Consider the following 25,223-nt stretch of genomic DNA (forward strand, 5'->3'; position numbering starts at 1 on the left):
GAGTCCGGCTGTGGCGGTGAAGGCGCGGAGTGGCGGGCAAGGCGCGCGCGGTGGCGGCGCGGAGGATGCGGCCGAGGGCGGCGAGACGGCGGGAGTGACGCCGTGCAAGCACTGCGGCGCGGCGATCGAGCGGCGGCCCGGTCGCGGCCGGCCGAAGGAGTACTGCCCGCAGAACGACTGCCAGGCGGCGGCCAAACGCGCGCGGGAACTGCGCCGCGCCACCCCGGGCCTCGAAGGCACGCTCGCCCGCGCCGAGGATCTTTACGACCGAATGGAGAAGGGCCTGGCGGCGGCCATCGCTCCCCTGGCGCAGGTGCTCGCCGACGAGCTCAGCCCGGCGGGGGTGGAGGCCAAGCTGAGCGCGGTTCAGGCCGAGGCGCACACCCGTGTGGCGATCGCCCGCACCGAGCGGGAGCAGGCCTTCGAGCAGGTACGGCTGGCGCGCGAGGCCACCGAGCACGCGCGCAGGCAGCGCGAGAGCATGCGCGAGCAGGTGCGCGACGCCCTCGCCGAACGCGACACCGCCCTGTCGGACGCCGAGAACGCGCGCGAGCAGGCGCTGGCGGCCCTGCGGGAGGCGGCCACCACCGAGCGGCACGCCAAGCAGGCGGCCGAGGAGGCGAACCGGCGCGCCACCAGAGCCGAAGCCGCCCGTGACCAGGCGACACGCGAGATGAACGAGCGCGTGGAGGCCGCCGTCGCCGAGGCCAAGGACGCGCGTGCCGAGGCCCAGCAGGCCCGGCAGGCCGCCGAACAGGCCTCGGCCGAGCGGGACACCGCGCGTACCGAGGCCGAGCTGGCCCGGCGCGCCCGGGTCGAGGCCGAGCAGGCCGCGGCCGGGGCGATCGCGCGAGCGCAGGCGGCCGACGCCGAACGCGGGCGGGCGCAGGCCCGCGCCGAGGCCGCCGAGCAGGCCCGCGCGGAGGCGATGGGCGAGGCCGCCCGTTCCGCAGCCGACGCCGCCCAGGCCGCCGCGCGAGCCGTGGATGCCGAACGCCAGGCCGCCACCCGCGTCCAGGCCGCCGAGCAGAAAGCGGCGGCGGAGACGTCCGAAGCGCGGGAACGCGAGCGTTCCGTGATCGCCGAGCGCGACCGGCTGGCCGCGCTGCTCGAGGTGGAACGAGCCCGGGTGGCGGACCTGCGAGCGCAGACCGAGACCCTTCGCACCGAATCCGCCCAGCTACGCGAGCGGGCGGTCACCGCCGAACTCCACGCGGCCGCCCAGCGGGGACCCGGCGCCCCTACGCCGACCGGAGCCGACCAGTGAGTTCTCACCGGTGAAGTCGGGTCGGGCAAGAAGGAGCGACCTCGTTCACCCGACCCAGCGGAGACGCCCGCAGGCGGCCGGTGCGCTGCCCGACGCTCCCCCGCCCTCGGCGAAGGTTGGGTCGAGAACGCCCGCGCCCGGCTGTCCGCCACCAGCCGGCAGAACGGCCCGGCGCCGCCCCGTCTGGGAATGGACCCTCAGCGCGGCCGCCATCGTCATGGCCATTACCCGGGTCCAGCCGAGATACGGGTGCCACCGGAATACGGCGGAAACGGGCCGCGGGACGATATAACCGCAGGTCAGCGTTGAGCCAGAGCTTCGTACGCAGTGGAGCGACCGATCTTGAGCGTGCGGGCGGCCTCAGTGACCGACTCGCCGTCGGCGACTTCCACGGGGCTGGGGAACCTGCGGACGGCGATTATCGCTGAGAATGATCTTGGTCGTGGGTATTGGTGATCCGTCGGTTCATCGCCCGGCGGTTCGGCGTCGTCGGGCTGCGCGGATCTCGGCGTCGGTGACCTTGTCGTCCAGCAGCGCGTACAGCTGGGTGGTCTCGGCAGAAGCGTGGCCGAGACGACGGCGCAGGGCCTCGATGGAGACGCCGGCGTTGATGAGCTCGGTGGCGTGGGCGTGGCGCAGCTGGTGAATGTCGATCTCGACACGTGCGGCGGCGCAGGAGCTCTGCCAGCGGTGGTGGGCGGCGTCGTAGGACAGCGGACCACCGCGGCCGTTGATGGAGGCGCGAAACAGCGGCCCGGCGGTGTAGCCGGCGCGGGCCAGGTAGAGCTTGAGCAGAGCGACGTAGCCGCGATCGTCCAGCAGCACGGTGCGCACGCTGCCGCCCTTGCCGTGGATGCGGACGTGTTCGTCGTCCAGGCGCAGGTCCAGGTCTTCGACGTACAGCCCGCAGACCTCCGAGGCGCGGGCGCCGCACACGTAGGCGGTCTCGAACAGCACCCGGTCGCGCAACCGGTCCAACGGCACGTCCTTGCGCGGCCGCCGCGAGCAGATCACCGCGAGGACCTTGGCCACGTCGGCGGCCGCGGCCGGGCGTGGCAGGGCCTTCGGGACCTTGACGGTGTCGATCCGATCCATCGGGTTGGCACCCAGGAGGTCGTGGCGAACCGCCCATCTGGTGAAGGAGGCGATCGCGGCGCGCTTGCGCTTGCGGCTGGCCGGCGACAGCTCGGCGAGCTCGGCCAGGTAGGCGCGGATCGGCGTCGCGGTCAGCTCGCCGATCTCCTCGCCGTGGTGGGCGGCAAAAGCGATCAGGTCGCTGCGGTAGGCGCGCCGGGTGTGCAGTGAGGTACCGGCGTTGGCCAGGTCGGTGAGGAAGTCGTCGAGATGGCGGGCGAGCGGGTGGGCACGGCCGAGCTGCTCGGCGATGACCGGATCCATGCGGTACCCGCCGAGTTGCCAGATAACCGGGATACGAAGCGTGCGCGCCGGACGGTGGTCGCCCAGCTCGCGCTACGTCGTTGATCGCTATCTTGCCAGATAACGAACGTTATCCCGCAACCAACTCGGCATCCTATTCCCGAAACTGACCCCCAGCCACAAGTAGTGATGGAGGCGTAGCTCGCCGACGGCGGTCGACAGGTAGCGGCTGTTCCACAGCGCGACGGACTGGATCAGGCGAGCAACCGGTCGACCAACCCGTCGAGGTAGTCAGGGGTGAGCGGGCCCGCGCCGAACAGGACGCGCATGTAGATCGGCGCCAGGAGATGGTCCAGCACCTCCAGTACGTCAGGCGGGTCCTCGCCGCGGCCGCGGGCGCGGTCGAGCATGGCCTGCAACTGCCTGGTGCGGTCGGCCAGGAGCTCGTCGCGCGCCTGAAGGCCCTGCTGACCCTCGCCTGACAGCGCGATGGTCAGCCGCACCAGCGCCAGGCCGTCGGGTCCGGTGACCTCGCGGGCCACGTTGGCGGCGTGGGTCCGCAGGTCGCCGGCCAGGCTGCCGGTGTCAGGCATCGGCGACTGCGCGTTGAGCCGGGTCAGCAGCACATCGCTGAGCAGGGCTTGGAGGTTGCCCCACCGGCGGTAGAGGCTGGTGTCGGCCACGCCCGCGCGGGCCGCGATGTCGCCGACTGTGAAGTTTCCGTAGCCGCGCTCCCTGACCAGCTCGGTAACGGCCTGGTGCACTGCCGCGCGGACCCGGGCGCTGCGCCCGCCGGGCCGCCTGGCCCGCCCCTGCTCATCCATACCCCCACCTTAAGGCAGTCGAGACTTGCGTTAGAGCCTATGAGGGTCTATGTTAACGCAGTCATTAACTGCTTTTAGGAGGGATGTGCGTGAAAGCGTTGCTCACCCTGACCTGCGCAGGTCAGTTCATGGTGCTGCTCGACAACACGATCGTCGGCGCGGCGCTACCCGACATGCAGCAGCGATTGCACACCGACATGGCCGGTCTGCAATGGATCGTCGACGCCTACGTGCTGCTGGTCGCCATGCTGTTGCTGTCCGGCGGCGTCTTCGCCGACCGCTTCGGCCGCAAGCGGGTGTTCCTGGCCGGCGTCGCGGTGTTCACCATCGCATCCGTGCTGTGCGCTGTCGCACCCTCGATCGGCTGGCTGATCACCGGACGGGTGCTGCAGGGCATCGGGGCCGCGGCGCTGAGCCCCGCCTCACTGGCCCTCCTCGCCGCCGCCTACCCCGTCCCACAGGAACGGATCAAGGCGATCGGGCTGTGGGCCGGATTCAGCGGAATGGGCCTGGCCGCCGGACCGTTGGCCGGCGGCATTCTGGTGGACGCCTTCGGCTGGCCCGCCATCTTCCTCGTCAACGTGCCCATCGGCGCGGTCCTGCTGCTGGCCGGTCTGCGCATCCTGAGCGAGTCCCGCAATCCCGGCGCGCCGGCGATCGACATCCCGGGGACGGTCCTGTCCGTCCTGGGTGTGGGAGCGCTGACGTACGGGCTGATCGAGGGCGGTTCCCGTGGCTGGACCTCGCCGGTGATCCTGGGCAGCTTCGCCGCCGGACTGGTGCTCCTGGCCGCGTTCGTCGTGGTCGAGGGTCGTGTGTCGACGCCGATGCTGCCGCTCCGGCTGTTCCGTCAGCGACTGTTCACGGTGTCCAACACGGCGATGGTCGTGGTCGGGTTCGCGCTGATGGGGTCGTCGTTCTTCTTCTCCCAGTTCTTCGTCTACGTCCAGGGCACTTCGATCCTGGTGGCCGGCCTGCAGACCTTGCCAGTTTCGCTCGGCATGGTCATCGTCAGCCCGTTCGCGGGCCGGCTCGCCGCCAAGCACGGCTTCCGGATCGTGGTCAGCATCGGCCTGGCGCTGGCCGGGCTGGGGCTGCTGGCGCTGGGCTTCGTCCACGCCGATACCGGCTACGGGAACGTGTGGTGGCGGCTGGCGGTCGTCGGCATCGGGTTCGCTCTCACCATGTCGCCGCTGACCGGGGCCGCCATCCAGGCGGTCAGCCCGCAGGAGGGAGGCCTCGCCTCGGGCATCAGCAGCACCACCCGGCAGATCGGCGCGGTGCTCGGCGTGGCGGTGCTCGGAGCCATCGTCCACACGCGGGAGTCCGGCGGCGCCTCCTTCGAATCCGGCCTCAACAGCGCCTTCCTCGCGGCGGGTGCCGTGACGCTGGCCTGCGCCGTATTCACCGGCCTGTGGCTGACCGCGGCCCGGACGCCGAGGGGCGTCCGGCCGAACAGTCAGAAGGCCAAGCAGTCAGTGAGCCGCCGCTGACAGCTCCTCCCAGTCGGCCCACGTCTTGAGCCGCTCGGCGTAGGCCTGCTGGGTCATCCGCAGCCCTTCGGTGCCGAAGAACACCCGCAGCGGCGAGCGAGCCGCCGGTTATGGGGCGAAGAGGACTTGGGACTCGAGGTCGAGTCGGGTGGTGGGGTTGGCGGCCGGCGGGGTCAGGTTGAGGATCCAGTTGCCGAACCGGCGGATGACGTGGGTGATGTAGGGCGAGACGGTGGCCAGGTCATCGAGGTCGACGGGGTGGCCGTCGGCGGCGATGGCGTTGGCCGCGTCCGTGATGTCCTGAGCGGTCGAGTAAATGACGCAGTTGGCCAGCAGCTCGTTGAACTTGATGATCTTCTCTTGGTACTCGGGGTCGTTGTGGCCGATGAGCTTGCCGCCGAACATCAGCCAGTCGGCGAAATTATGGAAGGACTCGTTGCGGTTGGTGACCTGGGTGATCTGCTCGCGAAGGTCTGGATCCGACAGGTACCGCAAGAGCGTGATCGTCCTGACCGCGCGGCCGAGCTCGCGAAAGGCCCGGTAGAGCCGGTTCTTGCGAGAATGGTTGCCCAGGCGGCGCAGCAGAGTCACTGAGGACAGCTGGTTCTCCCGGATCGAGATCGCGGTACGGAGTAGGTCCGTCCAGTGGGTCTCTATGAGAGCCCAATCGATCACCTCATCGCCGAACAGCGAATCGATGTGCTGGTACCGGGTGCCCGGGGTGGGCCGGTAGAAGATCCGGTCGTGCCAGTTGCGGATACGGGGGCAGCAGGTCGAACCCCATGAGCGCGGCGAGCCCGAAGACCGGCAGCGACTGGCCTTGAGTATCCGCATGGATGGTGTCGGGCTGGATCTCCGAGGCGTTCTTCAACAGCCCTTCGATGATGTAGACCGCCTCCCACACGCCACATGGGATGAAATGGGAGAAAAGCGCCACATAGGTATTGGAGATGTGTCTGTAGGCCAGACCTCCATAACCTCCATACCTAATGTGGCTCTCCGCAAGGAGATTGTTCTCCCACGTCTCGATCTGGGAGCCGTCGGCGGCCACGGCCTTGCCATCACCCCAGACCGAGGCGATGTCGAGCTTGTTGAACTCGTTGATGACGTCAGTCGAAGCTTTGGAGATCTTGTCGCTGGTGGAGTGCTTGTTCGCGGTCATGGCGATCTCGGCGGCGCTGACCTTGCCGTGCATGTGCGCGGCAACCTGGGCCGGGCCGAGCAGCGTCCCGTAGGTGAACACCATCAGCACGTACCGGCCGAGCGCTTCCTTGATCTTCGGGTCAGAGCCCGAAGCCGGGCCGAGGTGCCGGGTCCAGCCGGTCTGGTAGGCGGTGCGGGTGAGGATGTCGAGCAGGTCCCGCCGCGGGAGCCGTTCGTGCACGGCCTCCTCCAGCTTGAGCGCCTCCTTGCTCCGCTCGGCGCCCTTGCGCCGCTTGAGCACCGGCCGTCCGCCCTCAAGGGTCAGGTCGGTGTTGGCCGGGTACCCGGCGTCGACTCCGGCCGCCGTGTCGGCCAGGAGTTGCCTGTAGTGGCGGGTCAACTCGCGCGGGTCGGTCGGCAGGCCGGCCTCGGCGCAGAACTCCTCCACGAGCGGCTCGCACTTTTCCCAACTCATCAGCTGATCGTGCAGGTTGGCATAAGAGTCCGATCCGGCCACCGCAATGTCCCCCGACTTCAGCTCCGAAGCCAGATAGGAGAACACGCACACCTCCAGGTGACGGCGCACCAGCATGCCCTGCCGGTCCGGATCCTTGAGGATCTTCCGGCGAACGCGTCCACGTCCACCACCAGCTCCACCGCGACCGGGGCGCCGTCCGGGCCCGCGCGCTTCACGCTGATCCGGTCTGGGACGAACGCCGCCCGCGCGTTCCGCTGGGCTTGCAGGTACTCCACCGCGTCCAGCACGCTGCGCTCGGCGTTGGTCGACTCCAGGTCGATCGAGTCAACCAGGGTGAACAGCGCCGAGCGGTGGGACCGGTAGTGCTGGTCGAGCAGCGGCAGGTAGTTGTTGCCGTGATAGGCCGACACCGCCTCGTGCGCGGCCGCCAGAGCGTCCAGGCCGCCGGCCTCCTCCAGCGCCTTCAACACCAGCCGGCCCGCTCGCTCGGCAACATCCCCGGATCCGGAGCCCGCGCTCGCGGCGGGATCGGCGCACGCGCCGTCCGGCAGCGGGCCGACCGCGCCGGGTTCGGCGGGTGTGACCGCCTCGCGGACGCCGTCCAGAACATCGCCGAACACGCCCAGCAGGCGTTCGGACTCGGCCCGATGCCCTCCCGCAGGGCTTCCAGCTGGTCTCGCCCCTTCTTGTGGATCGTCGCGATCCGCTTGCAGAACATCGTCACCACGTCGTCCCGCACCCCGGTCCGCACCGTGTGCAACAGGCTCACGATCAACGTGAGGCGCTTATCCTCATCCAGCACCTTCCGCAGGTCCGCGACATCGGTGACCCTCGCCTCTCCCGCGAAATGCGCGATCTTCCCCGGCGGAATCCCCTCCAGCCACGCCTCAGTCGGTCCGAGGGCATCCAGTCCCCGCAGGAACGCCAGACGCCCCTTGAACTTGTTGAGCGATGCCGCCTGCGCCACGTCCTTCAACCCGTCGTACTCGCTGCGCCGGGTGATGGGGTCGACTAGCAGCAGCCGGGCCAGCCTCACCCGGGCTCCGGCGTCGACCCGGCCGGACACCAGCGTGAAGAACCCGCGGTTCACCTCGGTGCGGATCTTCTTGGTCATCTCATCCAGCGTCGTGTAGCCGGGCAGCTCGCACTCCGCGCGAACCAGCTCCTCCAGCGCCACATTGATCAAGTCAGCGGGGTTGTCCTTGGCCTGGGCCGCCTTGCGGATCGCCTCATCGGCCACCTCCCGGACCCGGGCCGCGTCATAGGTGACACCCATCCGCTGACGCACGAACGGCCGATGCCGCTTGGCCGACCGCTCCGCGGCATCCTCCAGCACCACCCCCTCCGGCAGGCCGATCACCTCTCGGATGTGCTCGAAGACCACCGCAGGGACGTCCTTGAGCTTCGGGAAATATCCCAAGCGCTGATAGGCCTTCAACCACACCAGCAATGCCAGCAGATGCTGATCATCCTGCGTCTTGCCGCGCGCCCACTCCACCTCGACCGCCGACGGAGTGAACACCTCCGCCAACTCCCGCGCCGACAACGCCCGCGCAAACCTCGGGTACGCCGTCCGATCGATCGACGCCACCCAAACCCCCGGAACCATCACTAACCAGCGTGAAGGAAGGAGTTTAACGACCGGTGATCAAGAGCGCGGCCCGTTTCCGCCGTATTCCGGTGGCACCCGAGATACGGGTAAACCCGCCATGAGCCGATCTTGAGAACGTAAGTCATGCCCGCTGCGGGTCTGGGTTGGTGAGGTACTCGATGCGGGAGCAGGCTCTCCGCGAAGGGTGGCGCGTAATCTCGGAAGTCGTCCTCCCGTAGACCGCGAGGGTCGGCCCTAGTTTCTGCGTTTCCGTCTCGCGGGCTGTGTTCACTCGGCTACATTATGACTCCTTCTGTGGTTATCGGGGCTGCTGGGAAGGCTGTGCCTGATGGCCTCGATCGATAAGACCGCCTACCCGCGGTTCAAGCGGACCATCTCCGAGCGCGAACTGCGCGAGGCGTACTCGCCGAGCCTGGCGGAGATGGACTGGGCGCGGGAGATGACCGACAGCGACGAGAACCGGCTGTCGCTGATGGTGTGGCTGAAGTGCTGTCAGCGGCTGGGCCGGTTCCCGCGGCTGACCGAGATTCCGGCCCAGGTGATCGAGCACGTACGGAACGAGTTAGGCATGCCGGAGCAGGTCGGCATGACGGGCATGGCCGAGCGGACGGGACGCAATCACAAGGCGCTGGTACGGGGCCCGGCTGGGGCTGGACGGCGATCAGGCCGCCGCGCGCAAGCTGGCTGAGCAGGCGATCAGGCTGGCGGCCAAGACCAAGGATCATCCGGCCGATCTGATCAATGTGGCGCTGGAGGATCTGGCCAAGAACAGCTGCGAGTTCCCGGCCTTCTCCACCTTGGATGACCTGGCCTCTCAGGTGCGCGCGGAGGTCAACGGCGGCATCTTCACCCTGGCCTACGGCCGGATCCCGCAGACGTCGACCAGGCCGCCGGACCGGAAGGTGCCGCGCCGGAGGGCGCCGCCGCGACCGCTGCGGGTGAGGACGAGGGTGGACGACCTGCATCTGCTCGGCGATCTCGCTGATCCGCAGCGGTTTGCCGGCCCTGGCTGGGTTCCTGATCGTATGGATCGGGCCGGGATGGATCCTGGCGTGGGACGCTGTTCCGGCTGCCCGTCCGCGCCGTGCCGACCGGCCCGCGGACCGGGTTCCTGCGCGAGGTCCTGCAGGGGTGGCGGGTCTTCGTCTCGATCCGGTGGGTGGCCGTCCAGTCGGCGGTCTCCTCCACGCTGTGGGCCGCCGGCGTCACGGTGCTAGGGCCGGTGGTCGCCGTCGACCAGCTCGGTGGAGCGCCCGCCTGGGGAGCGGTCTCCCCTGTTGGATCAACGTGTTGACGGTGATTCAGCGGAAGATCTGGTGTCTGAATGGCGTAGCATCATATCTTCTCGATATATCGACTCAATACATCAGGTTGGCAGGCTGTCACATGATCTGCTGACGGAGATGGAGGCAGTCTGATGTCCAGCGGACAGTTGTATGACGCCATCGGCGCTACCTACACCGTGACGCGGCGCACCGAGCCGCGGATCGCCGAGCAGATCTGGACCGCGCTCGGCGATGCGCGGACCGTGCTGAACGTTGGGGCCGGCACCGGGTCCTACGAGCCTCCCGGCCTCGACGTGACTGCGGTAGAGCCATCGGCGGTCATGCGGGCGCAGCGCCCCGCGGGCGCAGCGCCGTGCGTCGATGCCACCGCGGAGAGTCTCCCGTTCGAGGACCAGTCCTTCGACGCCGCAATGGCTTTCGCTACCATCGATCACTGGCAGGACCCGATCGCGGGCCTGCGCGAGATGCGGCGTGTCGCTCGCCGCGTGGTCGTGTTCACCTGTGACGCCAGTGACGCCGATCTCTTCTGGCTGAATCGTGACTACCTGCCGGAGTTCGCCGGCCTCTGGGCTGGCCGGCCTTCGCTGACCGAGCTGGTCGGTGCGATCGGAGCTCGGACCGAGCCGGTGCTCGTTCCGTGGGACTGCGCTGACGGCTTCTACCACGCCTTCTGGCGCCGGCCCGAGGCATACCTGGACGAGCATGTCCGCCGCGGAATGTCGATCTGGGCCAGGGTCGGCCCGGATGCCGAGCAGCGGGCAGTGCGCAGCCTCCGTGATGACCTCGCATCCGGCCGGTGGGCCGCGCGCAACCGCGACCTCTCCGGCATCGACGCGGCAGAGCTCGGCCTGCGCCTGCTCATCGCCTGATCCCGCCATAGTGCCGGGTCGCGGACCAACGTGTTGACGGTGATTCAGCGGGAGATCTGGCGTCTGAGTGGCGTACGTTCTGGGTGCCCGAGCAAGCCGGCAGCGGGCGGTCGAGGTTGCCGGTGGAGGGGTTCGAGGATCTCCGACGACGTGGACGACCACCCGCATCGGCACCGCCATTGGCGGTAAATCACACCCCGACGGCTCGCTAACGCCACTGGCCGATTGGTTGCTGCTCAGGGGCCGACGCCGCCGCGCAGCGGGGTGAGAGGCGCCGACGGCTACGGTGCGGGATGGGAGCGGGCGACGGCCAGGGTGAGCGCGGTGATGTGCTCGGCGAGCGCCGTGACCAGCGCGGGCGGATTGCGGACGGTGAAGGGCCAGGGCAGGCCGGTGAGGATGCGCGCCATGGCGGGCAGGTTTTCCGCGCCGCTGACCAGGAGCACGCCGCCGTCGGGGCAGGCGTGCAGGTTGCCGAAGGTGGCCGACAGATGGTCGCGGGCGGTCCGCAGGTCGGTGTCGAGCCATACCTCGGTGCGGTGGGTCCAGGCGCCGAGCGTCAACGTGTGCAGCACGTGGGTGACGGGGTCGAAACCCTCGGGCGGGGCGAATTTGCCGGGCAGTTCAGCGGCGTCGCTGATCCTGTCCAGGCGGTACATGCGGATGGCGGCGCGGAGATGGTCGTGTCCGACCAGGTACCAGCGGCGTGCGTGCACGACGAGCCCGTACGGGTCCACCTCGCGTGCGCCGCGGGTGCGCTCGATCCGGACGGTGTGCCGCGTGTGGACGGCCGCGGCCAGCGTCAGCGCCAGGTGCGGTTCGGGGGTCAGCGGGCCTGCCGTCGCCGAGGTGGCGGCGATCAACGCGGTGACGCGCCAGCGCAGCGGCGCGGGCAGGACGCGGTTGAGTTTGACCAGCGCCCGGTCGGTCGGGCCGGGCTCCCCCACCTGTTCGTGCTGCTTGCCGGTGGCCAGCGCGACCGCGACGGCGACCGCTTCGTCGTCGGCGAGCATCAGGGGCGGCAGGCGTCCGCCGCGGGCCAGCCGGTAGCCGCCATAGCGTCCGCGGACGGACTCGACGGGGATGTCCATGTCGCGCAGGGCGGTGATGTAGCGGCGGACGGCACGGGCGTCGACGTCCAGGCGCCGGGCCAGTTCGTCGGCGGGCACCAGGCCGCGGTCTTGCAGGATCTCCAGCAGTGCCAGGACGCGGGTCGCGGGACGGGACACGGTCGCGATCCTAATGAGGGCAGAAAGCGTCCACAATCCTCCCTAGCCTTGCGCCGGTAAGAGATCGATCGAAAGGAGTCGACCCGGTGTCGACCATCGTTCTTGTCGGCGGTTCGTTCCTCGGCGCATGGGCCTGGGAGCGCGTCACACCGCTGCTGACCGCGTACGGCCACCAGGTGCACCCGCTGACGCTCACCGGTTTCGGCGACCGCGCGCATCTGGGCTCGTCGGACACCACGCTCACCACGCATGCCCGGGACATCACGGCCGCGATCAAGTACGCCGGGCTGCGCGAGGTGGTACTCGTGGCGCACTCCTACGGCGGAGCCCCCGCCACGATCGCCGCCAACACGATTCCCGAACGGATCTCCCACGTGGTCTACCTCGCTGCGCTCCTGCCCGAGGCGGGCAAGAGCCTGTTCGACAGCACGCCCGCGCCCATCGTCGAAGCGATCATGGAAACCGTCCGGGACGGGTGGATCCCGGTGATGAGCGACGAGGTCATCGACGCCGATTTCGGCGAGCATGGGCTCACCCCCGAGGACCGGGCCTGGCTGCGGGCACGCGGCGCCGGCCAGCCGATCGGCACCTACCAAGATCCGGCACGGGCCGACCTCAGCGCGGCGCGGAGGCTGCCCCGCACCTACATCGCCTGCGCGGCCGACCCGGGCGGACCGCCGCGCCTGCCGGGCCTCGACGTGATCACGCTGGACGCCGGGCACTGGCCGATGATCACCGAACCGGAGTCGCTAGCCCGGGTGCTGGACGAGGTGGCCCGGTCATGATGCAGCCGTACCGGGTGAAGATTCCGCAAGGGACCCTGGACGACCTGGCCGCCCGACTGGCCGCGACCCGCTTCACCCGCCCGCTGCCCGGGCGCGGCCTCGGCGTGCCCGCCGACCGCGTCCGGCACCTGGTCGAGTACTGGCGCGACGGCTACGACTGGCGCGCCTGGGAGCGGCGGATCAACGCCCATCCGCAGTTCCTGACCGAGATCGACGGGCTTGACGTGCACTTCCTGCACATCCGTTCGGCCCGGCCGGACGCCCTGCCGCTCATTCACTCACGGCTGGCCCATGTCGGTCGTGGAGTTCCTTCCGCTGATCGACCGGCTGAGCGACGCCTTCCACCTTGTAATCCCCTCAGTGCCTGGCTTCGGGTTCTCCGGCGTACCGCGTGAGCCGGGCTGGAACCGCCGCCGCGTCGCCGCGGCGTGGGCGGAGCTGATGCGCCGGCTCGGTTACGAGCGTTACGGCGCGCACGGCAACGACGTCGGCTCTATGATCTCCATCGAGCTCGGACGCCTGGATCCGCACCGCGTCGTCGGGGTGCACGTCACCCAGATCTTCTCCCTTCCCTCCGCCGATCCGGCGGAGCGCGCCCTGCTGGGACCGGACGACCGGGCGAAACTGGCCGCCCTGGAACGCTTCATGGCCGGCCGGAGCGCCTACCTCGCCCTCCAGGCCACCCAGCCGCAGACCCTGGCGCACGCGCTCGCCGACTCCCCGGCCGGCCAGCTGGCCTGGAACCTGCAGCTGTTCGGCGACGCGGTGAGCGACGACTACATCCTCACCAACGCCGCCATCTACTGGCTGACCGACACCGCTGGCAGCTCGGCCCTGACCGGCTACCACGGCAACAGGCCGCCTGCCGGACCGTCATCGATCCCGCTGGGCCTTGCCTGCTTTGCCGACGACTTCTTCCCCTCCATCCGCCCGCTCGCCGAACGCGACCACAGCGCCATCGTGCATTGGAACACCTACGACAAAGGCGGACACCATGCCGCGCAAGAGGAACCCCAACTCCTCGCCGACGACCTCCGCATGTTCTTCACCCTCCGCCGATGACGTCGCCCGCAAGCGCACCGGCCGCAGCACCGGTGGTCTTCACCCGATTGGGAACACAAATGGGAACAAGCGCATGCCGGCCGCGTTCGTCGCCTTCTACCGGAACATGAACCTGGGCCACCCGAACAGCCCCACCCGGGCGATGCTCGAAGACACGCTGCGCGCCGCCGGGGCGTCGTCGGCACGGTCGTTTCAGACGAACGGGACGGTCCTGATCGAGGTCGGCGACACCTCGCCCCGCGAGGTGGTGAACCGGGCGGGACCGTTGCTGCTGACGGTCAGCGGCTACGACGACGCCGTGTTCGTGCGTCCTGTCGACCAGCTCGCGGCGATCCTCGAGCGCGCCCCCTTCACCGGCACCGGCGACGAACACACCTATCGCGAGACCTTCACCTTCTTCGACAACCGGTAGGAGACCACCCGCCGGTACAGCCTGCCGTCCGACAAGGACAAGGAAGACGCCCTCAAGCTGATCACGGTTGACCGCTAACCGTACGCCTGCCTGCGGAAACGGGCGTCAAGATCGACTCATGGCCGGTGTTACCCGTATCTCGGCTGGACCCGATTACCACGCTGGTGACCGACTTGGCCGCCGGGCCCGCACCCGTGCTGGCGCCCCCAGGAACATGGCGAACTCGACGCAGAGGACATGGGCTGTCCAGCTGAGGGCGGCACTCCCGTCACAGCCGGTGATGCGCCACCCAAAGGGGTCATATCGGCGCCCCATGCCCATCATCCCTCGCTACCAGGACCCCCCATACACGGCAATTGGCCACCAAAATCGCAGGTCCGCGTCTTGCGTGGTGATCGTGAGCTTCTTAGCGTGAGGGCATGTCCCACTCATATTCTCGGCGCTCATTCATGGGAGGGACGCTGGCCACCGGGCTGATCGGCGCGGCGGCCGGCAAGCCGGTCCGGGACGCCCGGGAGCGCTCTCCGATCGCCGGTGACGTCGTACCCTTCCACGGGGTCCACCAGTCCGGGATCACGACTCCGCCGCGCGCGCCGCAGCAGCAAGGGATCTTCGTCACCTACGACGTGACGGCCGGCAACCGCCGGGAGCTCACCGAACTGTTCCGCGTCCTGACCGCTCGCGCCCGCTTCCTGACCAGCGGCGGCCCCGCGCGACCCGCCGAGGGCTCCTCGGGTTCCGGTCTTCTCGGCAGCACCCTGGTACCCGACGGGCTGACCATGACCGTCGCCGTCGGGTCCTCGCTGTTCGACGATCGCTACGGGCTGTCCGGCCGCAAACCCGTCGAACTGGTCCCCATGACCGCATTCGCCCACGACGCCCTCAACCCGGCCGAATGCCACGGCGATCTCCTGCTGCAACTTTGCGCCAACCACTCCGACTCGCTGGTGAACGCGCTGATCGACTTGCACACGCGTACCGAGGGCCTGATGCGGCAGCGGTGGCGCATCGACGGATTCCGCAGCCCGCAGCGGCCGAGCGGCACTCCACGTGATCTGCTCGGATTCCACGACGACGTGGCCAATCACTTCCTGACCGACGTCAAGGGGCGGATCGACAAGTTCGTCTGGGTCCACCCGCCGTCCCCCGAGCCGTCCTGGACGACCGGCGGCACCTACCAAGTGGTCCGCATCGTCCGGTTCGACCTGGACAAATGGAACCGGGTGCCGATCGAACAGCAGCAGCGGATCATCGGCCGGCACAAGGCCACCGGCGTACCGCTGAACGGCGGCACCGACGAGAACTCGCCGGTGGTCTATGACCCTGCGGGCGCGGTGATGCCGTTCAACTCCCACGTCCGCCTCGCCAACCCGCAGACCACCGACTCCCGCTTCGCAGCGCCCAACCCGTACGTCCCGGCCAAGGTGCCGCCGGTGCACATCTGGCGCCGCAGCTACCAGTACATGCGCGCCCCCGACGTCAACGGGCACATGGACGCCGGGCACGCCTTCTGCTGCTTCCAGCGCGAACTGCGCACCTACGTCGAGATGCAGCGGCGGCTGGAGAACGAGATGCTCGTCCCCTACATCACCCCGACCGGTGGCGGCTATTTCTTCGCCCTCCCGGGCGTGACCAACGACCAGGACTACTACGCCCGCGCCCTGTTGAGCTGACTCGCGGACTCCACAGGAGAGTAAATATCCCAATAGTTAGCCAATGGCCGCATCTGTACTGATCAGGTAGGTGCTCATGGTGACGAACCGACCGGACCGCGGCGAGGACGACGCCCTCCAGGAGAGCCCATCGACGGCACAGTGCTCGCGGCGGCGGTTCCTGGCCTGCTCGGTGGCAGGCGCCACGGCGCCGTTCCTCGTCGGCGAAGGGTCCTCCGCCGCCGGCACGGCCGCGCCTCCGTCCACGGAGGCGACGAACTTCGTCGTTCAGCCGACGCCGTCCTGGTACTTCGTTCACCGGGAGAACGGCTCGGAGGAGATGAAGTGGGGTCCGGTCGGCCGGGCGCCCCTCAGCGGCCAACCCGAGGGACACGGAGAGCTGACACCCAACGACCGGCTGTACATCCACAACAGGGCCCGCCCTCCACAGATCGACCGCCGGACCTGGCGGCTCAAGCTCACCGGCGACGCGCTCACCCACCCCCGGTCGTTCACCTACGACGAGCTGCTGGCAATGCCGTCGGTGACGCTGAAGCGTACGATCGACTGCGGCGCCAACTGCGCCGCCTTCTTCCCCAAGCTGCCGCCCGGCGGAGCCGACAATCGCTGGCTTCCGGTCGGCTACACCCAATGGCACTTCGGTGCGGTGGGGGCCGCCGAGTGGACGGGGGTTCGGGCCAAGGACGTACTGGCGGCGGCCGGAGCCGAATCGCCGGTGGACGTGAAGTTCATCGGCCTGGACGTCATCGTCAACCGGAGCTTCCCCGGCGGCAGGATCCACTACTCCCAGGTCGCCCCCGCCGACAAGGTGCTCAGGGACGACACCCTGCTGGTGTACCGCATGAACGGACGGGAGCTGCCCGTCGACCACGGCTACCCGCTCCGCCTGCTGCTGTCGGGATGGAGCGCTGTCACTTACGTCAAGTGGCTCGGCGAGATCGAGGTGTCGAAGCATCACATTCCGCCGACAGGCCTGCAGACAAGACACGTGCTCACCGGTCCCGCCTATCCCAAGCCGGTCCCCCTGATCGTCAGCCCCATCCGCAGCGCCATCGAGCACGACCCGGAGATCACCCTGTATCCCGGCGACATCACCCTGCGCGGACGGGCCTGGTCCGGATCCGGCGCGATCGACCGCGTCGACGTCTCGGTACAGAAACTGGCCTCACCCGGGCGATGGGTCACCGAGATGCCATGGCGTGCGGCGAGACTGCTCAGCACGCCCGAACCCTACATGTGGGTACGCTTCGAGGTGCCGTGGCCAGCGGTCAAACCGGGACAGTACCGCGTGATGTCGCGCGCGAAGGACAAGGCCGGCAACGTCCAGCCCCGCCCGGAGGACGTCGTATGGAACCAGCACGGCCTCGGCTACAACGGGCACTACCCACTGGAACTGATCGTGGTCCCAGACAGCGACATGCCATGACAAGCACGAACCCCGTGACGCTCCGCGCGAACTACTGACAACGACTCCGCACGCAACACGTCTCCTGTTCAGGGGTGGGCGTGACCGGGGCAAGCAGCAGGCCGACCAGCGGTCTGCTCTCGGAATCGCTCCCCCCGGTTCATGAGAACCATGGAGCATTCCACGCGGGTTCACCGTCATCGCCGGGACGGGTCGACCGGTCCGTCCCATTACGTCTGCCTTTCCCGCCATCCCTCAGTTGGCGGCGGGCCAGTCCAGGAGACCGCCAGGTGTAGCGTTTTGACACCTCTTATGGCTAACCGCTATCTATTGGCTAGCCGTTAGGGGGATGGAGTGCAGGACGCAGTGCTGGCGATGCTCGCCAAAGAGCCGACGCATGGATACGGTCTACGCGCTCGGCTGCGGCGGAGTCTTGGCCCGTTGGGCGAGTCGATGAACCCCGGTCAGATCTATGTGACCCTGGCCCGACTGGAAAGAGCGGAGCTCGTGGTCTGCGAGCGGGCGGATGGCCTGCCTGAGCGGCCGGAGCGCAAGGTGTATGCGCTGACGCCGGCCGGGCAGCAGCGGGTGGCCGCCTGGCTGGCCGAGGTGGGCTGGCCGAAACCGGACCTGGCGGAGTTCCATCTCAAGCTCGCCGCGGCCGCCGCGGCCCGGCTGGCCGACCCGGTGGAGCTCGTGGCGGCGCAGCGCCGTGAGTTGCTGCGCCGCTTGCGTGAGGCGCAACACGCGGCTCTGGCCGAGCCGGCGGGATCACCCGCCGGCCTGCTGCTGGAAGGGGTCGTGCTGCGGCTGCAGGCGGACCTGCGCTGGCTGGATGCCTGTGAGCGGGCCTGGTCCAAGGTCGATGACGAAGTCGAGGGTGAATGAACGTGTCAAGTGCGGTCCGGGCCTGCGGCCTGGTGAAGACGCATGGTCAGGGGCAGAGCCGGGTCCGCGCGGTGGACGAGGTCAACCTGGAGGTGCCTCAGGGACAGATGCTGGCGGTGATGGGGCCCAGCGGCTGCGGGAAATCCACTCTGCTGCACCTGCTGGGTGGCCTGGAGCGGCCTACCGATGGAGAGGTGTGGATGGCCGGGCGGCGCATCGACACACTGAGCGAGCGAGCTCTGGCGCGCATGCGGCGCCGGTCGGTGGGGTTCATCTTCCAGGCCTTCCATCTGGTGGAGGAGTTGTCGGCGGCCGAGAACGTGGAGCTGCCCGCGCTGCTGGCCGGGCGCTCACGCCGCCAGGCCAGGCGGCGCGCGAGCCTGCTGCTGGAACGGGTCGGGCTCGCCGCGCGCGCCCGGCACCTGCCGTCGCAACTGTCGGGCGGGCAGCGCCAGCGGATCGCCATCGCCCGCGCCCTGGCCAACGACCCACTGATCGTCCTGGCCGACGAGCCCACCGGCAACCTCGACACCGCGGCAACCCTCGACGTGCTGCGAATCTTCGAGGAACTGCGTGCCGCGGGACAGACCTTCGTGATCGTCACGCATGACGAGCGGGTGGCGGCCACCGCGGACCGGCTGGTCTCGATGCGCGACGGGATGTTCGTCGACGACACCCGGCTGACCGGCTCCCACACGCGCGGGCTCGGCGGGCTGATCGGGCTGGAGGGCTGAACGTCATGGGCTCAATCGTGCTCGTCGTGCGCCTGGTGCTGGCTGACGTGCGCCGGCACAAGGTCCAGGCCGCGATGCTCCTGCTCGCGGTCACCATAGCCACCGCCACGATGGTCCTGGGCCTATCCCTGCACGGCGTGAACGACGCGCTGTACGAGCAGACCCGCGCGGCCACCGCCGGGCCGGACGTGGTGGCACTCTCCGGCGACACGGGCCCCGCCGTGACCTCGGCCCTGGCCTCGCTGGCGGACGCTCCCGAAGTGATCGCCCGCCATGGCCCCTATCGCATCGTCTACGCCGACCTCACCACGCGCGATTCCACCTCGTCCCCAGTGGTGGTGCACGGCTTCGCCGAGAAGCCCGGCGCGGTCAACCGGCCGCTGGTGACCTCGGGGCGTTGGGTACGCTCCGGCGGCGCGGTCCTCGAACGCGGCTTCGCCACCGCGCTGGGCGTCGGCGTCGGCGACCACGTCACCATCGCCGGCCGGTCGTACCCCGTCGTCGGGATCGCCGTCACCGCGGCCACCTCCATCTACCCCTGGGCGGCGCAGATCGGCCCGTACGGCGGCCCCAGCGACTACAGCGGCCTGGCCTGGATGACCCGATCAGATGCCCGGGCCCTGGCGTCGTCCCAAGATCTCCCGGTGGCCATGGCCCTGGACCTCAAGCTGCGCGACCCCGCCGCCACCGAGGTATTCCGCGACGCCCACCACGTCTCCCCCATCAGGATCAACTTCCACTCCTGGCAGTTCACCGCCAAACAGGACATGGTCATCCTCAGGGACAGCCAGCCGATCCTGGTCGTCGGCAGCTGGCTGCTCAGCCTCCTGGCCATCACCGGAGTGGCGGCGCTGGCCGCGGGACGCGCCGTCGAGCAGACGCGCCGGGCCGGGCTGCTCAAGGCCGTCGGCGCCGCCCCGGGTCTGATCGCCACCGTCCTGCTCACCGAGTACCTGGCGCTGGCGCTGGTCGGCGACGCGCTGGGGCTGGTGATCGCCCGCCTGACCGTGCCCGCCATCGCCAGCCCCACCGCCAGCCGGATCGGCGACGCGGTCGGGCCCGGGGGCGCCACCGTTGCCACGGCGACCGTCCTCGCCGTGGCGGTGGCGGTGCTGTCCACGCTGCGTCCCACGCTGCGGGCCATGCGTACGGCGACCGTCACGGCGCTGGCCGCCACCGCGCACCAGCCCCGTCACCGCCCCTGGCTCACCGCGCTGTCCGCGCTGCTGCCCACGCCGCTGCTGCTCGGGCTGCGGCTGACCGCCCGCCGACCGGGCCGCGCCGTACTGCAAGCGTGCTCCACCGCCACCACAGTGATCGCGATCGTCGCCGTGCTGACCCTCTACGCCCAGCCGGAGAGGGGCTACGGCCTGGATGGCTCCTCCGCCCTGCCCAACCTGCGGGGCGAGCACGACCGCCGGCTGATGCTCGCCGTCACCATCCTGCTGATCGCACTCGCCGTCGTGAACACCATCACGTTCACCTGGACCACTGCCATAGAGGCCCGGGCGAACATGGCCATCGCACGTACGCTCGGCGCCACCCCAGGGCAGATCTCCGCAGGGCTGTCCACCGCCCAGCTCCTGCCCAGCCTGCCCGGCGCCATCATCGGCGTTCCCCTGGGCATCGGCCTGTGCTCGATGTTCGCTCTCGGGAAGTGGACCGAACCCCCCTCCTCCTGGCTGCTCGGCGCCGCACTCGCGACTCTCCTGGCGACGGCGGCACTCACCGCCCTGCCCGCACGCCTGGCGGCCCGCCGGCCCGTGGCGCAGGCCCTCAGCGCCGAAACAGCGTGATCGGCCCCGCTCAGCAGGCGTCGGCAGCAGCGCTCAGCGCATGGGCCGTTGCACGGGTACGCGGTGAAGGAAGCCCTGCGCGAGGCGACCGAGGGGCGCCTCGACTCTCCTCACCGAAGCCTCGGGCCTACCGCCGATTCCCAGGCCACGACGTCAGCGGGCCGCCTCCGCCACCGACGAGGTGAACTTCTTGCGCCAGGCCAGGGAGACGTAGACCAGGGCCACCAGGACGGGGACCTCGATCAGAGGCCCGACAACACCTGAGAGCGCCTGCCCGGAGGTGACGCCGAAGGTGGCGATGGCGACCGCGATGGCGAGTTCGAAGTTGTTGCCGGCCGCGGTGAAGGCCAGGGTGGCGGTGCGATCGTAGGGCAGACCGATGACTCGGCCGAGGGCGAAGGAGCCACCCCACATCACGGCGAAGTACACCAGCAGCGGCAGGGCGATGCGTACCACGTCTGCGGGCTGGTTCGTGATCGTCTTCCCCTGCAGGGCGAACAGGATGACGATGGTGAACAGCAGCCCGTACAGTGCCGCGGGGCCGATCTTCGGCAGGAATCTGGTCTCGTACCAGTCGCGGCCCTTGGCCTTCTCACCGGTACGGCGGGTGAGGTAGCCCGCCAGGAGCGGGACGCCGAGGAAGACCAGCACATTGATGACGATCTTGGTGACCGAGAAGTGCAGGTTATCGGTCTGCAGGCCCAGCCATCCCGGCAGGACGTCAAGGTAGAACCAGCCGAGCACGCCGAAGGCGAGAACCTGGAACACCGAGTTCAGCGCGACCAGGACGGCGGCCGCCTCGCGGTCGCCGCAGGCCAGATCGTTCCAGATGATGACCATCGCGATACAGCGAGCCAGGCCGACGATGATCAGTCCGGTGCGGTATTCGGGCAGATCGGGGAGGAAGATCCAGGCGAGGGCGAACATCAGCGCCGGGCCGACGACCCAGTTGAGCACCAGCGAGGAGACCATGAGGCGCCGGTCCCCGGTGACGGTGTCCAGGCGGTCATACCGGACCTTGGCCAGCACCGGATACATCATCACCAGCAGGCCGAGGCCGATGGGCAGGGAGACTCCGCCGATCTCGACCTTGCTCAGCACGTCATTGAGGCCGGGGATGGCTCGCCCAAGCCCGAGGCCGATGGCCATGGCGGCGATGATCCACACCGGCAGGAAGCGGTCCAAGGTGGACAACCTGCCCACCAGGCCGGGCTGGGAGGCGGTGGTCGGTTCGACGATCACGTACAGGGCCTCTTCTTCTCAGCGGTAGCGGTCTCATAGGCAGCTGCGGCCAGTTCGCCCAGTGAGGCGGCGAGGGCTTCCACGGTGGCGGGGCGGAGCTTGTAGTAGGTGAAGCGACCGCACGGCTCGGTCTCCACCAATCCGGCCCGACGTAGCACCCTCAGGTGGTTGGAGAGGTTGGTCTGCTTGGCGCCGGTCTCTTCGGCGAGATGGCAGACGCACAGCGACTCCGTGGCCAGCAGAGTGATGATCTGCAGACGCAAGGGATCGGCCAGGACCCGCAACGTATCACTCACAACTGATATCACGCCACAATGATACGTTGCCCCACGGCTGCCGACACCTGCCAGCCGCCGGCCCCCTAGGTATCGCCCGCCATGGGACCGGTCCGCAGGCCGGCCGTTCGAGTTGCTCCGAGACCGTCCGGTCACAGCGCCACCACAAGGCACGAGCGGCATCTGGGCGGCTGGGCATCTGGGGCCACCCCTAGGACTCGGCCATAAGTTGACAGTAGCCGGACGACTCAATAGATTTTGAGTCAATGAATGATGAGTGGATTTCTGGGTGAGGGTGCGAGGCCCGGGAGGGCCACATGCCCACGCCCGCGGAAGGGATTTCGATTGAGCACCACCAAGCCCAGCGTTCTGTTCGTCTGCGTCCACAACGCCGGGCGCTCCCAGATGGCCGCCGGATGGCTCACCCACCTTGCCGGTGACCGGATCGAGGTGCGGTCCGCCGGCTCCGCACCCGCTGAGACGATCAACCCGATCGCCGTCGAGGCGATGGCCGAGATCGGTATCGACATCACCGGCGAGCAGCCCAAAGTCCTCACCCCTGAGACTGTCCAGGCCTCCGACGTGGTCATCACCATGGGATGCGGCGACGCCTGCCCCATCTTCCCCGGCAAACGGTATGAGGACTGGAAGCTGGACGACCCGGCAGGCCAAGACATCGACGCCGTACGCCCCATCCGCGACGAGATCCACACCCGGGTCGAGGAACTCCTCGCCGAGCTCGTGCCGACGGCACATTCCGGGTCCCGCCGTTGAACTACGGGCGTGCACCTGCCGCGGATACCCATGCACGCCGGCCACTTGACGCGGCAAACCGTGTCAAAGAGTATTGAGTCAATGAACATTGATTGGTCTTCCTCGGTGCGGACGCGAGCCCGCGTGCACGCGGCACTCGGCGACCCGGCCCGGTTGTCGATCGTCGAGCGGCTGACCCTGGCCGACGCCTCTCCCGGGGAGATCGGGCGAGATTTCGGTCTGCCCACCAACCTGCTCGCCCACCACCTGAACATCCTGCAGGAGGCCGGCCTGGTGGAGCGGTGCCGCTCGGAAGGTGACCGGCGGCGCACCTACCTGCGCCTGGTCCCCGGCACGCTCGACGGCCTGCTGCCGGTCAGCGAGCGGCAGGCACCCCGGGTGGTGTTCCTGTGCACGCACAACTCGGCACGCTCACAGATCGCCGCCGCGCTATGGGCCCGAAAGAGCACGGTGCCCGCAGCGTCCGCCGGCACCCAGCCCGCCGACGCGGTGCACCCGGACGCGATCGCCGTCGCCCGCCGCCACGGGCTGAGGCTGCACAAGGCCCGGCCCGTCCATCTCGAACAGGTCGCGCGTCCCGGAGATCTCGTGATCGCCGTCTGCGACAACGCCCACGAGCAGCTCGGGCACGACGATCACCTGCACTGGTCGGTGCCCGACCCCGTTCTCGCCGGCACCCCCGACGCCTTCGAACGCGCCTTCGCCGATCTCGACAGCCGGGTCGACCGCCTGGCCTCGGCCATCCACCCCCCACAGGAATAACGCCATGCCTGTGCCCCGCGGACTCCAAGACCTTGGCGTCGACCAACCACTCCAGGACAGACCGCAGGCACGGCGGCCAGCCCTACGGTCAACGACACATCTCGAGGCCCTACCGGAAGGATGATCTCCTTGAGCATTCCAGCCGCGCCCGAAACTCACCGCCCGAGCGGCCGAACGGAGACTGCCATGATCGGTCGCCTGCTCGCCGTGTGGCAGTGGTCCGCGAACCACCGTCTGATCTGGGCAGCCATCGCAGCGGTCATCTGGGCCGCCGTCATGTACCAGTTCGTCGACGGACTGCTCATCGCGGCCCTATGCGGAGCGGCTTTCGGCGTCGTGTCCGCCGTGACACTGCCCCGGCCACCTAAGTGACCCTGCTCGTGCCCACCCTTCTGCGGCGCCGGGAATGGCGCCGTTCGCACTCACCGTCGCGGCCTGACGCTCGGGCCGAGGCGATGCCCCGCGGTCTCGACTCCGCGGGGCATCGCCTCGGCCCGAAAAGATCGCCTCGGCCCGACATGCGGGACGCTCTGGCTAGGGCTTGCGCGCGACCCCGCCGGCGCAGGCCACCTCGGGAGCGCCCCACGGGTTGGGGTCCGGCCGCCACCGCGTCACCGACACGATCCCGGGCTCCAGCAGCTCAAGACCCTCGAAGTACCCGGCGATGAGCTCCGGGCTGCGGGGAGTGTACGGAACCACGCCGCTTCCCGAGTTGTGACGTCGCATGGCCTGGACGTACGCGGGGTCGGTGTCGGCGCCGTCGTAGAGCGCCAGGTAGCTGCCCGAGGGCAGAGCGCTCATCAACCGGTTCACAATCGAACGCGTCTCGTCGTAGTCGCTGACCAGGCCCAGAATCCCCATCAGCATGAGCGCGGTCGGCCGGCTGAAGTCCAGCGTCTTCCCGGCCGCCTCCAGGATGAGCTCGGGATCGCGTACGTCCGCTTCGATGTAGTCGGTGGCACCCTCAGGCGTGCTGGTGAGCAGCGCCTGGGCGTGCACGAGAACCAAGGGGTCGTTGTCCACATAGACGATGCGCGACTCCGGCGCCACCCGCTGGGCGACCTCATGGGTGTTGTCCACGGTCGGCAGTCCGGTGCCGATGTCCAGGAACTGGCGGATGCCCGCCTCACCGGCCAGGAAGCGCACGGTACGAGCGAGCATGTGCCGGGAATGTCGGGCGATGTCCACCATGCCGGGGAAGACTTCGCTTACCTTGTCACCCGCCAGGCGGTCGACGGGGTAGTTGTCCTTCCCACCCAGCAAGTAGTTCCAGATGCGCGCCGAATGCGGCACGGCGGTGTTGATGCGTGCCGCGTTCAACCTGTTCGCGGCGTCCGATGTCCGCGCGGAATCATCGGGCTCGGATAAGGGGTTGCGGTCGTCGGCCATCGGTAACTCCCTACCTCACGGTGTCTCTGCTGGGAGGTTACGCCCCTACGCGAGAGCCGGACTTGCGGCTGGCTCCCCTGCGGGCGCTGGTTTTGGGTGTTCGTTTCTGTATGAGGTCACAAAAGTCACGCCCTTTACAAAGTAGATCATAACCTTCAAATTCGGGCGTATGGCGCGATTTGGCCCTCAACCACGGTCAGGCAGGGTGTCGTGCGCCTGCCGAGATCCGGTCCGCCTCGGGGGCGGCCAGGATCAGCCGGGCCGCCACTCCCGATTCGCCCTGCAACCGCACGGGCAGTCGTGATCACGTGGCTGGGAAAGGATTGGACGGGATGATGTTCGGGCTTGTAGCTTGCAGTTGACCGTGACACCGCTCTAGGAGGTGAGACCCATGAACGCTGTATCGATGTGGGTGCTCCCCCTTCCCGTCATGGTCGGGCGATTGACG

Annotated in this window: 27 protein-coding genes and 1 pseudogene; 18 read left to right on the forward strand and 10 right to left on the reverse strand. The window is 68.9% G+C overall.

The window, feature by feature from the left end; all coding sequences use genetic code 11:
* Positions 1-10: 10 nt before the first annotated feature.
* Positions 11-1,267: a hypothetical protein gene (locus ACOZ38_RS21160; protein ID WP_424532897.1), complete on the forward strand. Its 1,257-nt coding sequence runs from the start codon at positions 11-13 to the stop codon at positions 1,265-1,267.
* A 465-nt stretch (positions 1,268-1,732) separates the two neighbouring features.
* Here the strand turns inward: ACOZ38_RS21160 and ACOZ38_RS21165 are convergent, their stop codons facing one another.
* Both ACOZ38_RS21165 and ACOZ38_RS21170 read right to left on the reverse strand, forming a co-directional pair.
* Entirely contained in the window at positions 1,733-2,665 is a 933-nt protein-coding gene (locus ACOZ38_RS21165) for a tyrosine-type recombinase/integrase (RefSeq protein WP_424532899.1), read from the reverse strand.
* Positions 2,666-2,898: 233 nt separating this feature from the next.
* Positions 2,899-3,468: a TetR/AcrR family transcriptional regulator gene (locus ACOZ38_RS21170; RefSeq protein WP_352072934.1), complete on the reverse strand. Its 570-nt coding sequence runs from the start codon at positions 3,466-3,468 to the stop codon at positions 2,899-2,901.
* An 89-nt stretch (positions 3,469-3,557) separates the two neighbouring features.
* Here ACOZ38_RS21170 and ACOZ38_RS21175 point away from each other — a divergent pair, with 89 nt between their 5' ends.
* The gene (locus ACOZ38_RS21175) at positions 3,558-4,961 is read left to right on the forward strand and encodes a DHA2 family efflux MFS transporter permease subunit (RefSeq protein ID WP_424532901.1); all 1,404 of its coding nucleotides are present in this window, start codon (positions 3,558-3,560) and stop codon (positions 4,959-4,961) included.
* A gap of 108 nt (positions 4,962-5,069) precedes the next feature.
* On the opposite strand, the gene ACOZ38_RS21180 is transcribed toward ACOZ38_RS21175, so the two are convergent.
* Genes ACOZ38_RS21180 through ACOZ38_RS21195 form a run of 4 tightly spaced genes read right to left on the reverse strand, consistent with a single transcriptional unit; the run spans position 5,070 to position 8,173 of the window.
* Positions 5,070-5,636 carry a Tn3 family transposase gene (locus ACOZ38_RS21180; protein WP_424532902.1) on the reverse strand — a complete coding sequence of 189 codons (567 nt, stop codon included), beginning with the start codon at positions 5,634-5,636 and terminating at the stop codon, positions 5,070-5,072.
* Position 5,637: 1 nt separating this feature from the next.
* Complete coding sequence (locus ACOZ38_RS21185; RefSeq protein ID WP_424532904.1) at positions 5,638-6,666, reverse strand: Tn3 family transposase; 1,029 nt, start codon at positions 6,664-6,666, stop codon at positions 5,638-5,640.
* The gene (locus ACOZ38_RS21190; protein ID WP_424532905.1) at positions 6,639-7,052 is read right to left on the reverse strand and encodes a hypothetical protein; all 414 of its coding nucleotides are present in this window, start codon (positions 7,050-7,052) and stop codon (positions 6,639-6,641) included. The genes ACOZ38_RS21185 and ACOZ38_RS21190 overlap by 28 nt, the downstream gene beginning before the upstream one ends.
* Complete coding sequence (locus ACOZ38_RS21195; protein ID WP_424532906.1) at positions 7,046-8,173, reverse strand: DUF4158 domain-containing protein; 1,128 nt, start codon at positions 8,171-8,173, stop codon at positions 7,046-7,048. The genes ACOZ38_RS21190 and ACOZ38_RS21195 overlap by 7 nt, the downstream gene beginning before the upstream one ends.
* Positions 8,174-8,522: 349 nt before the next feature.
* Between ACOZ38_RS21195 and ACOZ38_RS21200 the strand changes: the two genes are divergently transcribed.
* The 4 genes and pseudogenes from ACOZ38_RS21200 (at position 8,523) to ACOZ38_RS21215 (ending at position 10,349) form a co-directional block, all read left to right on the forward strand.
* On the forward strand, positions 8,523-8,882 hold the full coding sequence (locus ACOZ38_RS21200; RefSeq protein WP_424532908.1) for a DUF4158 domain-containing protein: 360 nt from the start codon (positions 8,523-8,525) through the stop codon (positions 8,880-8,882).
* Between the two features lie 13 nt (positions 8,883-8,895).
* A pseudogene (locus ACOZ38_RS21205) lies at positions 8,896-8,955 on the forward strand (hypothetical protein); the annotation flags it as partial.
* A gap of 323 nt (positions 8,956-9,278) precedes the next feature.
* Positions 9,279-9,488 carry a hypothetical protein gene (locus ACOZ38_RS21210; protein WP_424532910.1) on the forward strand — a complete coding sequence of 70 codons (210 nt, stop codon included), beginning with the start codon at positions 9,279-9,281 and terminating at the stop codon, positions 9,486-9,488.
* A 123-nt stretch (positions 9,489-9,611) separates the two neighbouring features.
* Positions 9,612-10,349: a class I SAM-dependent methyltransferase gene (locus ACOZ38_RS21215; protein WP_424532911.1), complete on the forward strand. Its 738-nt coding sequence runs from the start codon at positions 9,612-9,614 to the stop codon at positions 10,347-10,349.
* Between the two features lie 281 nt (positions 10,350-10,630).
* Here ACOZ38_RS21215 and ACOZ38_RS21220 read toward each other — a convergent pair whose 3' ends face one another.
* A complete protein-coding gene (locus ACOZ38_RS21220) occupies positions 10,631-11,578 on the reverse strand; it encodes a helix-turn-helix transcriptional regulator (RefSeq protein WP_424532914.1) in 948 nt (315 codons plus the stop codon).
* Positions 11,579-11,664: 86 nt separating this feature from the next.
* On the opposite strand from ACOZ38_RS21220, the gene ACOZ38_RS21225 reads away from it, so the two are divergent.
* The 9 genes from ACOZ38_RS21225 to ACOZ38_RS21265 all read left to right on the forward strand — a co-directional run bounded on the left by ACOZ38_RS21225 (position 11,665) and on the right by ACOZ38_RS21265 (position 20,333).
* Positions 11,665-12,363, forward strand: a complete 699-nt coding sequence (locus tag ACOZ38_RS21225; RefSeq protein WP_424532915.1) for an alpha/beta fold hydrolase — start codon at positions 11,665-11,667, stop codon at positions 12,361-12,363.
* Positions 12,360-12,758: an epoxide hydrolase N-terminal domain-containing protein gene (locus ACOZ38_RS21230; RefSeq protein ID WP_424532917.1), complete on the forward strand. Its 399-nt coding sequence runs from the start codon at positions 12,360-12,362 to the stop codon at positions 12,756-12,758. The genes ACOZ38_RS21225 and ACOZ38_RS21230 overlap by 4 nt, the downstream gene beginning before the upstream one ends.
* Positions 12,655-13,425, forward strand: a complete 771-nt coding sequence (locus ACOZ38_RS21235; protein WP_424532919.1) for an alpha/beta fold hydrolase — start codon at positions 12,655-12,657, stop codon at positions 13,423-13,425. The genes ACOZ38_RS21230 and ACOZ38_RS21235 overlap by 104 nt, the downstream gene beginning before the upstream one ends.
* A 73-nt stretch (positions 13,426-13,498) precedes the next feature.
* Positions 13,499-13,837, forward strand: coding sequence for a DUF1697 domain-containing protein (locus ACOZ38_RS21240; RefSeq protein ID WP_424532921.1), 339 nt, complete (start codon positions 13,499-13,501; stop codon positions 13,835-13,837).
* Between the two features lie 449 nt (positions 13,838-14,286).
* A complete protein-coding gene (locus ACOZ38_RS21245; protein WP_424532923.1) occupies positions 14,287-15,510 on the forward strand; it encodes a Dyp-type peroxidase in 1,224 nt (407 codons plus the stop codon).
* 76 nt (positions 15,511-15,586) lie between these two features.
* Positions 15,587-16,936, forward strand: a complete 1,350-nt coding sequence (locus tag ACOZ38_RS21250; protein ID WP_424532925.1) for a molybdopterin-dependent oxidoreductase — start codon at positions 15,587-15,589, stop codon at positions 16,934-16,936.
* Positions 16,937-17,290: 354 nt separating this feature from the next.
* The gene (locus tag ACOZ38_RS21255) at positions 17,291-17,803 is read left to right on the forward strand and encodes a PadR family transcriptional regulator (protein WP_424537061.1); all 513 of its coding nucleotides are present in this window, start codon (positions 17,291-17,293) and stop codon (positions 17,801-17,803) included.
* Positions 17,800-18,537, forward strand: coding sequence for an ABC transporter ATP-binding protein (locus ACOZ38_RS21260; RefSeq protein ID WP_424532926.1), 738 nt, complete (start codon positions 17,800-17,802; stop codon positions 18,535-18,537). Before ACOZ38_RS21255 ends, ACOZ38_RS21260 begins: the two co-directional genes overlap by 4 nt.
* Before the next feature lie 5 nt (positions 18,538-18,542).
* Positions 18,543-20,333 (forward strand): FtsX-like permease family protein, encoded by a 1,791-nt coding sequence (locus ACOZ38_RS21265; protein ID WP_424532928.1) that lies wholly within the window; start codon positions 18,543-18,545, stop codon positions 20,331-20,333.
* 153 nt (positions 20,334-20,486) lie between these two features.
* Here the strand turns inward: ACOZ38_RS21265 and arsB are convergent, their stop codons facing one another.
* Positions 20,487-21,575 (reverse strand): ACR3 family arsenite efflux transporter, encoded by a 1,089-nt coding sequence (gene arsB, locus ACOZ38_RS21270; RefSeq protein ID WP_424532929.1) that lies wholly within the window; start codon positions 21,573-21,575, stop codon positions 20,487-20,489.
* A complete protein-coding gene (locus ACOZ38_RS21275; RefSeq protein WP_424537062.1) occupies positions 21,572-21,859 on the reverse strand; it encodes an ArsR/SmtB family transcription factor in 288 nt (95 codons plus the stop codon). The genes arsB and ACOZ38_RS21275 overlap by 4 nt, the downstream gene beginning before the upstream one ends.
* A 336-nt stretch (positions 21,860-22,195) precedes the next feature.
* On the opposite strand from ACOZ38_RS21275, the gene ACOZ38_RS21280 reads away from it, so the two are divergent.
* From ACOZ38_RS21280 to ACOZ38_RS21290, 3 genes are all read left to right on the forward strand, one after another.
* A complete protein-coding gene (locus tag ACOZ38_RS21280) occupies positions 22,196-22,624 on the forward strand; it encodes an arsenate reductase ArsC (RefSeq protein ID WP_424532930.1) in 429 nt (142 codons plus the stop codon).
* A gap of 105 nt (positions 22,625-22,729) precedes the next feature.
* Positions 22,730-23,386, forward strand: a complete 657-nt coding sequence (locus ACOZ38_RS21285) for a helix-turn-helix domain-containing protein (RefSeq protein ID WP_424532932.1) — start codon at positions 22,730-22,732, stop codon at positions 23,384-23,386.
* 186 nt (positions 23,387-23,572) lie between these two features.
* Positions 23,573-23,758 (forward strand): hypothetical protein, encoded by a 186-nt coding sequence (locus ACOZ38_RS21290; RefSeq protein WP_424532934.1) that lies wholly within the window; start codon positions 23,573-23,575, stop codon positions 23,756-23,758.
* A gap of 162 nt (positions 23,759-23,920) precedes the next feature.
* Here ACOZ38_RS21290 and ACOZ38_RS21295 read toward each other — a convergent pair whose 3' ends face one another.
* Positions 23,921-24,775 (reverse strand): SAM-dependent methyltransferase, encoded by an 855-nt coding sequence (locus tag ACOZ38_RS21295; protein WP_424532935.1) that lies wholly within the window; start codon positions 24,773-24,775, stop codon positions 23,921-23,923.
* Positions 24,776-25,223: the final 448 nt, after the last annotated feature.

Source organism: Sphaerisporangium viridialbum (assembly GCF_049674955.1).
Lineage (GTDB): Bacteria > Actinomycetota > Actinomycetes > Streptosporangiales > Streptosporangiaceae > Sphaerisporangium > Sphaerisporangium viridialbum.